This is a genomic window from Pseudomonas sp. JV245A (genome assembly GCF_032424515.1).
Classification (GTDB): Bacteria; Pseudomonadota; Gammaproteobacteria; order Pseudomonadales; family Pseudomonadaceae; genus Aquipseudomonas; species Aquipseudomonas protegens.
Genome location: NZ_VYKE01000191.1, coordinates 1 through 8,212, shown reverse-complemented (window position 1 = coordinate 8,212; position 8,212 = coordinate 1). Strand labels below are relative to the sequence as shown.

Sequence of the window (8,212 nt, the reverse complement as noted above, 5' to 3'; positions counted from 1 at the left end):
AGGGCACCCCCAGCGTCCAGGTGTTCACCGACCACGGCCTGGAACTGGCCTGGATGGCGGTGGTGGCGCTGCTGTTCCGGCCCCTGATGGTGGGCCTGCACGACCTCCTGATGCACCAGACCATCAACCCTGGCATGACCAGCCTGATCCGCTGGCAGAACCACAGCTACGTGCTGCGCCAGAGCCTGAACTTCTTCCAGAACGACTTCGCCGGGCGCATCGCCCAGCGCATCATGCAGACCGGCTATTCGCTGCAGGACTCCTCGGTGCAGGTGATCGATGCCCTGTGGCACGTGACCATCTACGCCATCGGTTCCCTGGTGCTGTTCGCCGACGCCGACTGGCGCCTGATGATCCCGCTGCTGCTGTGGATCGCCGGCTTCATCGGTGCCATGCGCTACTTCGTGCCACGCATCCAGAAGCGCTCGGTGGACGCCTCCGACGCCCGCTCCAAGCTGATGGGGCGAATCGTCGACGGCTACACCAACATCACCACCCTCAAGCTCTTCGCCCACACCCACTTCGAGCAGAGCTACGCCCGCGAGGCGATCGCCGAGCAGACCGAAAAGAGCCAGCTGGCCGGGCGCGTGGTCACCGCCATGGACGTGACCATCACCAGCCTCAACGGCCTGCTGATCGCCGGCACCACCGGCCTGGCCCTGTGGTTGTGGAGCCAGTCGCTGATCAGCGCCGGGGCCATTGCCCTGGCCACCGGGCTGGTGATCCGCATCGTCAACATGTCCGGCTGGATCATGTGGGTGATCAACGGCATTTTCGAAAACATCGGCATGGTCGAGGACGGCCTGAAGACCATCGCCCAGCCCCTGCAACTCACCGACCGCGAGCAGGCACCGAAGCTGGCGGTGGCCCAGGGCGGCGTGCGTTTCGAACATGTGGAATTCCACTACGGCAAGGCCAACCGGGTCATCAGCAACCTCAACCTGGAGATCCGCCCGGGGGAGAAGATCGGCCTGATCGGCCCGTCCGGGGCCGGCAAATCAACCCTGGTCAACCTGCTGCTGCGCCTCTACGACCTGCAGGGCGGCAAGATCCTCATCGACGGCCAGGACATCGCCGGGGTAACCCAGGAAAGCCTGCGCGAACGCATCGGCATGATCACCCAGGACACCTCGCTGCTGCACCGCTCGATCCGCGACAACCTGCTCTACGGCCGCCCCGACGCCACCGACGAGGAACTCTGGGAAGCAGTGCGCAAGGCTCGTGCCGACGAATTCATCCCGTTGTTGTCCGACGCCCAGGGCCGCACCGGCTTCGACGCCCATGTCGGCGAGCGCGGGGTCAAGTTGTCCGGCGGCCAGCGCCAGCGCATCGCCATTGCCCGGGTGCTGCTCAAGGATGCGCCGATCCTGATCATGGACGAAGCCACCTCGGCCCTGGACTCGGAAGTGGAAGCGGCGATCCAGGAAAGCCTGGAGACCCTGATGCAAGGCAAGACCGTGATCGCCATCGCCCACCGCCTCTCGACCATCGCCCGCATGGACCGCCTGGTGGTCCTGGAACAGGGGCGCATCGCCGAGACCGGTACCCACGCCGAACTGCTGGCCCACGGCGGCCTGTATGCGCGCCTGTGGCAGCACCAGACCGGAGGCTTCGTCGGCATCGACTGAGCCTCTGTAGCCGCTACAGAAAGTTACCGCACAATGCGCCAGAGCTCCCGGTTTCAGGGGGGCCTGGCGTTTTTCATGGGCGAGTGGAATTGCGCCGAAAGCCTGCTGTACTCAGCCTAGGTTCCGGAGCGGAACCTGTAGTTAACCTGCGGGATGCATAACAGTTGTATCGCGTTGATAGGTTGACCTATCAAGGACTCTCTCATGTCTTTGTTCAAACGTTCTGTCACCGAATTGCTCGGTACGTTCTGGCTGGTCCTGGGCGGTTGCGGCAGCGCCGTTCTGGCGGCGGCCTTTCCCAACGTCGGTATCGGCCTGCTCGGGGTCGCCCTGGCCTTCGGCCTGACGGTGCTGACCATGGCCTTCGCCATCGGCCATATCTCCGGTTGCCACTTGAACCCCGCGGTGTCCGTCGGGCTGGTGGTGGGTGGACGCTTTCCGGCCAGGGAACTGCCGGCCTATATCGTCGCGCAGGTGATCGGCGGGGTAATCGCCGCGGCGCTGCTGTACTTCATCGCCAGCGGCAAGCCGGGGTTCGAACTGGCCTCGGGGCTGGCGTCCAACGGCTATGGCGCACACTCCCCCGGCGGCTATTCCATGGCCGCGGGTTTTGTCTGTGAGTTGATGATGACCTTGATGTTCGTGGTGATCATCCTCGGTGCCACCGACAAACGCGCCCCGGCGGGGCTGGCGCCCATCGCCATCGGCCTGGCCCTGACCCTGATCCACCTGATCTCGATCCCGGTCACCAACACCTCGGTCAACCCGGCCCGCAGCACCGGACCGGCGCTGATCGTCGGCGGCTGGGCGTTGCAGCAGCTGTGGATGTTCTGGCTGGCGCCGATCCTTGGCGCAGTGATCGGCGGTGTGGTCTATCGCTGGCTGGGCAAGGAAGACGGCTGAGCAACGCTGGCGAGGGTCACGCCTGCCGATAGGGCAAGGCGTCCCTCGCCTCTTGCGCATAGGCGCGGATTCCGGCCTGTTCCTGTTGCAGGAAATCCTTCACCGCAGCCTTCAGCCCGGGATGGCGCAGGTAGTGCCAGGAGCGGGTGAGCACCGGTTCGAAGCCGCGAATCAGCTTGTGCTCGCCCTGGGCGCCGGCGTCGAAGCGCTGCAGCCCCTGGGCGATGGCGTACTCCATGCCCTGGTAGAAACAGGTCTCGAAATGCAGGCGGTCGAACTCCGCCAGGCACCCCCAGTAGCGCCCATAGAAACTGTCGCCGCCCACCAGGCTGAAGGCCATGGCCACCGGGCGCCCGCCCTGCTTGGCCAGGACCACGCGGATCGCTTCAGGCATGCGCTCGGCCAGCAGGCTGAAAAATGCTCGGGTCAGGTAGGGTGACTGGCGCCGCACCGCGTAGGTGTTGGCGTAGCAGGCATAGACGAAATCCCACTGCGCCTGGTCCAGTTCATGGCCTTCGAGCCACTGGAAATCAATGCCCTGCCCCGCCACCTGCTCGCGCTCCTTGCGCATCTGCTTGCGCTTGCGCGAGCTCAGGGCATCGAGGAAATCCTGAAAGTCCCGGTAGCCACGGTTCTGCCAGTGAAACTGGCAGCCCAGGCGCTGCAGCCAGCCCGGTTGCTGCTCCAGGGCCGCGTCGCTGAAATCGTCGGTGAAGTTGATATGGGCACTGGAAAGCCCTTCGATCTCCAGGTAGCCGGGCAGGCTTTTCAGCAGTTCGAGCGCATCTGCCTGGGTCGCTGCCAGCACCCGGGCGCCGCTCACCGGGCTGAACGGCACCGCCGTCAGCAGCTTGGGGTAGTAGTCGATTCCGGCCCGGTCGCAGGCATCCGCCCAGCCATGATCGAACACGTATTCGCCGTAGGAATGCCATTTGCGATAGCTGGGCAGCGCCGCCAGCAGCCGACCGTCTTCGACATGCAGCAGGTGCTCGGCCTGCCAGCCAGAGCGCGGGCCAAGGCTGCCGCTGTCTTCCAGGGCACTGAGAAAGGCGTGGCGCACAAAGGGTTGCCCGTCCTTGAGCAGGCCATCCCATTGCGCAGGATCGACGGCGGACAGGCTGTTCAAGGATTGCAGCGGCATCGGGGTCCCCGGAATTCAGATCGAACAACCCGGGGAGTATCCTCCATCCCCGGGTTCACCGAAACCGCCGCAGCGCTAGCGCCCCAGGTGCTCCGCCAGAAAGTCGATGAACACCCGGGACTTGCGCGGCAGGTGCGCACTGTTGGGAAACAGCACATGCACCGGCTGCGTGGCCAGCCGGTACTCGGGCAATACCCGCATCAGCCGCCCGTTGCCCAGGTCATCGAGGACCATCCACTCCGGCAGTACCGCCAGCCCCAGGCCGGCCAGGGCCATGGCGCGAATCGCCGTCGCCGAGTTGGACTCGTGCCCGGGGCTGACCTTGACCTCCACCTCGCCACGGCGCGGATGGCTGAAGGTCCAGCCCGGCGGCCCGCCCAGGTTGCTGTTGCCAATCCAGGGCCAGGCATCGAGCTCTTCAGGCTGCGTCACCTGCCGGTCCTTGAGCAGCGCCGGGCTGGCCACCAGGACAATGGCGTAGTCCGCCAGCTGGCGCCCCTTGAACCCCGAGTCCGCCAGGTGCCCGAGGCGGATCACCAGGTCGAGCTTTTCCGCCACCAGATCATTCAACGACGAGTTGAAGTGATAACTCAGGCGCACCTCGGGATAACGCGCGGTGAACAACGGCAGGATCGGCAACACGAACGTCTCGGCATACTCCGCGGTGGAGCTGATGCGCAACTTGCCACTGACCCGGTCGCGCCCGTGCAGCACATTGTCGAAAGCGGTGTCGATATTGGCGACAATCCCCTTGAACTCGTCGTAGAGGGCCTGGCCGGTCTCGGTCAGTGTCACCTGCCGCGTGGTGCGGATCAGCAAGGTGCTCGCCAGCGCTTGCTCCAGGGCCTTTATGTGCAGACTGGCCATGGCCTTGCTGATGCCCAGGTACTGCGCGGCGCGGGTGTATGAACCGAAGTCCACCACCGCAAGAAAGGTCTGTACCCGGTGCAGCTGGCCGTGAAAATTTTCGCTCACTGTCAAATCCAATTAAACAATGCGTCAAGTATAGGCACCTCGACACCCTGCCCCCAAGCTCCCTAAGCTGCGCGCCAAAAGGGAGACGGCATGACTTACAGATACAAAGTGGCGGTGGTATTCCTTCTCGGATTCTTCATCGACTGCGTCAACATTTTCATGTCGGCGGTGGCCATGCCCGCTATCGCCGCCCAACTGCAAGTGTCCAGCGCCGCCGTGGCCTGGGTCGCCAATGCCTACATCCTCGGCCTGACCCTGGTGATCGCCATCAGCACCTGGCTCGCGGCGCGTTTCGGTAACCGCCAGGTGCTCTGCGCCTCGATGCTGCTGTTCAGCGTTGCCGGGCTGATGTGCGGGCTGGCCGACAGCTTCATGCCACTGGTGTTCTGGCGGCTGGTCCAGGGCATGGCCGGCGGCCTGCTGATTCCCCTGGGGCAGGCACTGACCTTCAACCTGTTCCAGGGCACGCAACGGGCGCGGATCTCCACCCTGGTGATGGCCGTGGCGCTACTGGCGCCAGCGCTGTCGCCCACGGTGGGTGGGGCCATTGTCGACCACAGTTCCTGGCGCTGGGTGTTCTTCGCCAGCCTGCCGCTGTCGCTGCTGGCGGCGTTGCTGTCCTGGTACTGGATCAACGCCGAGCGCTCGGCGCCACCGCCGCGCCCGGACCTGCGCGGCCTGCTGCTGGTGACTGCGAGCCTGGGCTGCCTGTTGCTCGGCATGTCGCTGTACGGCAGCGGCTACCCGGCCCATCAGGCCGCACCGGGCCTGGTTGCCGGCCTGCTATTGGCCGAGTGCTACCGGCGTCACTGTCGGGCCTGCGCCCGGCCCATCGTCGAACTGCGGCTGCTGAAAAATCCGCGCCTGGGCCTGTCGGTGGCCATCTATCACGCGATCCCCGGGGTCTTCACCGGGGTCAATCTGCTGAGCCTGTTCTTCCTTCAGGAGAGCCTGCACCTGAGCGCCCAGCACAGCGGCATGTTCATGCTGCTGTATGCCGCCGGCGCACTGCTGGCGATGCTCGCCTGCGGACGTTTGTACAATCGCCTGGGCGCCGCACGGCTGTTCGCCATCGCCCTGGTGCTGCACAGCGCCGGCATCGCCAGCCTGTACGGGGTCGACTCGCTGGCCGATCTGCCCCTGATCAGCCTGGCCTACCTGCTGATGGGCCTGGGCGGCGGCGCCGGTGCCAATACCGCGCAGACCACCGCCCTGCTGGACTTCGACGGCGCCGATACGCACAAGGCCAGCGTGATCTGGAACATCAACCGGCAGATGGCCTTCAGCCTCGGCGCGGCCTTGCTGCTGATGCTCTACAACCTGCTGCTGGGTTATCGGGGCGTCACCGGCGCCTACCACCTGAGCCTTTTGCTGGCCGCCGCAGCCGGCCTGCTACCCCTGTTGACCCTGAACCGACTCCCACCACCCGAGGCCTCCCATGCCCAACTCGATCGCTAGACAGGCGCAATACAGCGTGCACTGGATTCATCAACTGATTCACAGGGTCTTCACCAACCAGCGCGGGGATGCCGAGGCCTGCATCGATCCCTTGCTGGGGCTGTTCGCCGAAGACTTCCAGATGGTCACCACCGGCGGCGCCATGGTCGGCCGCGAGCAGGTGGAACAGCTGTTTCGCGAAGGCCTGGGCCAACGCCCCGGTCTGGAAATCAGCATCAGCCAGGTGTGCTGTGTGTGGCAGGAAGGCCAGAGCGCGGCGATCCACTACAAGGAAACCCACCGCCTGGGCCAGGTCGAAAGCGCGCGCCTGTCCCTGGCGATCATTCGCGTGCAGGGCGATGCGGCGCAGTGGCTGTACCTGCACGAAACCGCCTGCCCTTGAGAGGCGCCCGTTCAGCGGGCAAAAAAAACCCCGCCGGGGCGGGGTTAAAAACGAGAGGAGCTATAACGGATGAGAAAGAGCTCTACCTGGGTGTTGCAACAGCCTTAGAACACGTACTGCACACGGGCTACGAGGGCATCGCCGCTGTCATCGCCAACGTTGTTGGTGATCTTGTCGGTGTTGACCTTGATGTAGTTGGCGGAAATCTTGATCGCCTCGTTGGCGTACCAGTTGACCCCGATGGTGTTCATGGTGGCCTTGGCATCGCCGACGTCACGGGTGGCGGTGGCGGCTACGACGTTCTTGTCATCGACCTTGATGTTGTCGTAGCGGTAGAACACTTCCCAGGCACCGTACTGCTTGTTCTCGGGCTTGATGGTGTCGAACTTGGCGCCGTCGAGTTTGTACACCCGGGCCTCGCCGGTCAGGGTATAGGCCAGTTGGCCGTAGAAACCGGTGGCCTTGACGTCCTTGTAGGCGTTGCTGTCGGCCTGCAGCTTGCGGGTCAGGTATTCCGCCTGGGCCGAGAACGGGCCGGTGGCGAAGGCGAATTCACCGCCGAACACCCGGTCATTGTCATAGGCGCCAACGGCCGTCTGGCTCGACGCGTTGAGGCCGGCGCCGCCGCCGAAGGTGGCACGGTTGCCGTTGGTGCCGGCATCGTTGCCGCCGTTGGTGGCGATACCACGCACGCCCAGGCGTGGGCGGATCCGCGAGTCGAAAGCGGTGTCGCTCACATCACGGCTGGCAAAGTCCAGACCGAAGTGCAGGACGTTGCCGGTCTCGTGCATCGGGGCGAACACGGCACGGGCGTTGAACTGCTTGACGCTGTCGCCGTCCTTGTCGTTGATGTCCTTGGCCGCCACGCTGCCGGACAGGTAGGCCATGTCGGCGACCACCGAGCTGGCCTGCAGGCCCATGCCGTTCTCGTGGGAGTTGACCCAGTCGGCCAGCTCGTAGGCGGCGTTACGCTCCATGGCGGTAACCCACTTGGAACTGGTGGCCTTCTCCAGGCCGAAGTCTTCGTCGAAGCGGCCGGCGCGCAGGGTCACCGGCTTGAAGCCGACGTAGGAGATGGACGCCTCGTCGAAGTAACCGTCATCGGCGGTGCCCGAGTTGTGGGAGAAGTCGTAGTTGATCTGGTATTTCCAATCCTTGTAGGCGGTGCCGCCCAATTCCAGATAGGCGCGGCGGAAGTACGCGCCGTCGCCGCTGTCACCATTCTTGGTGTAGAACCCGTCGAAACGGCCATAGTCGGCTTGCAGACGACCGCCCAGCTTGAAGCTGAACGCGGAGTCGGTGGTAGCAACCTCAAGGCCGCCCTTGGTTTTGACTACGATATCGGCGCCGTCGGTGGTGACGGTGCCAGCGAAAGCCTGGGCGGTTACTGCCAGGGCCAGGGCGCTGGCGGCAAAACCGGCGAAGTGCTTACGGATCATCGAAGAGTTCCCCTAATTGGTGGTCTGTAGCGTTGGAAAACACGCGGGATTGGCCCGCTGGTGTTGGGTGGGAATCTTGGCGAGGGGTTATTTCAGCCGGGTTGCTGATAGATAAAGATTTGATTACAGGGGAACTTTTTTACTTCGAAATGAAATAAGGCAAAAAGCCTGTACTAGAGCCTTTGCCCTGGGTTTTGCGGGGGAATAGGGGGACACAAGAACACTGTCACCTTTGATCGGATGACAGTTTCATGTGGCGTCTGTAGCCGTCGAGCCCCGGCGAGGC

Annotated in this window: 7 protein-coding genes; 4 read left to right on the top strand and 3 right to left on the bottom strand. The window is 64.2% G+C overall.

Going from position 1 to position 8,212, the window contains the following annotated elements; genetic code table 11:
- Positions 1-1,628, top strand: a 1,628-nt coding sequence (locus tag F6S12_RS28220) for an ABC transporter ATP-binding protein (RefSeq protein WP_315869582.1), incomplete at its 5' end; no start/stop codon positions are given.
- A gap of 204 nt (positions 1,629-1,832) precedes the next feature.
- On the top strand, positions 1,833-2,531 hold the full coding sequence (gene aqpZ / locus F6S12_RS28215; protein ID WP_315869581.1) for an aquaporin Z: 699 nt from the start codon (positions 1,833-1,835) through the stop codon (positions 2,529-2,531).
- Between the two features lie 16 nt (positions 2,532-2,547).
- Here the strand turns inward: aqpZ and F6S12_RS28210 are convergent, their stop codons facing one another.
- Complete coding sequence (locus F6S12_RS28210) at positions 2,548-3,672, bottom strand: GNAT family N-acetyltransferase (RefSeq protein WP_011059877.1); 1,125 nt, start codon at positions 3,670-3,672, stop codon at positions 2,548-2,550.
- 75 nt (positions 3,673-3,747) lie between these two features.
- A complete protein-coding gene (locus tag F6S12_RS28205; protein WP_210457432.1) occupies positions 3,748-4,653 on the bottom strand; it encodes a LysR family transcriptional regulator in 906 nt (301 codons plus the stop codon).
- 84 nt (positions 4,654-4,737) lie between these two features.
- On the opposite strand from F6S12_RS28205, the gene F6S12_RS28200 reads away from it, so the two are divergent.
- Both F6S12_RS28200 and F6S12_RS28195 read left to right on the top strand, forming a co-directional pair.
- The gene (locus tag F6S12_RS28200; RefSeq protein ID WP_315869580.1) at positions 4,738-6,105 is read left to right on the top strand and encodes an MFS transporter; all 1,368 of its coding nucleotides are present in this window, start codon (positions 4,738-4,740) and stop codon (positions 6,103-6,105) included.
- Entirely contained in the window at positions 6,086-6,487 is a 402-nt protein-coding gene (locus F6S12_RS28195; RefSeq protein WP_315869579.1) for a nuclear transport factor 2 family protein, read from the top strand. The genes F6S12_RS28200 and F6S12_RS28195 overlap by 20 nt, the downstream gene beginning before the upstream one ends.
- Before the next feature lie 104 nt (positions 6,488-6,591).
- Here the strand turns inward: F6S12_RS28195 and F6S12_RS28190 are convergent, their stop codons facing one another.
- Positions 6,592-7,926: an OprO/OprP family phosphate-selective porin gene (locus F6S12_RS28190; RefSeq protein ID WP_011059873.1), complete on the bottom strand. Its 1,335-nt coding sequence runs from the start codon at positions 7,924-7,926 to the stop codon at positions 6,592-6,594.
- Between the last annotated feature and the right edge of the window lie 286 nt (positions 7,927-8,212).

What these genes read in the sequence shown, in the direction of transcription:
- F6S12_RS28190 (WP_011059873.1), bottom strand. Translation starts at nt 7,926, where the DNA reads ATGATCCGTAAGCACTTCGCCGGTTTTGCCGCCAGCGCCCTGGCCCTG.
- F6S12_RS28200 (WP_315869580.1), top strand. Translation starts at nt 4,738, where the DNA reads ATGACTTACAGATACAAAGTGGCGGTGGTATTCCTTCTCGGATTCTTC.
- aqpZ (WP_315869581.1), top strand. Translation starts at nt 1,833, where the DNA reads ATGTCTTTGTTCAAACGTTCTGTCACCGAATTGCTCGGTACGTTCTGG.
- F6S12_RS28195 (WP_315869579.1), top strand. Translation starts at nt 6,086, where the DNA reads ATGCCCAACTCGATCGCTAGACAGGCGCAATACAGCGTGCACTGGATT.
- F6S12_RS28210 (WP_011059877.1), bottom strand. Translation starts at nt 3,672, where the DNA reads ATGCCGCTGCAATCCTTGAACAGCCTGTCCGCCGTCGATCCTGCGCAA.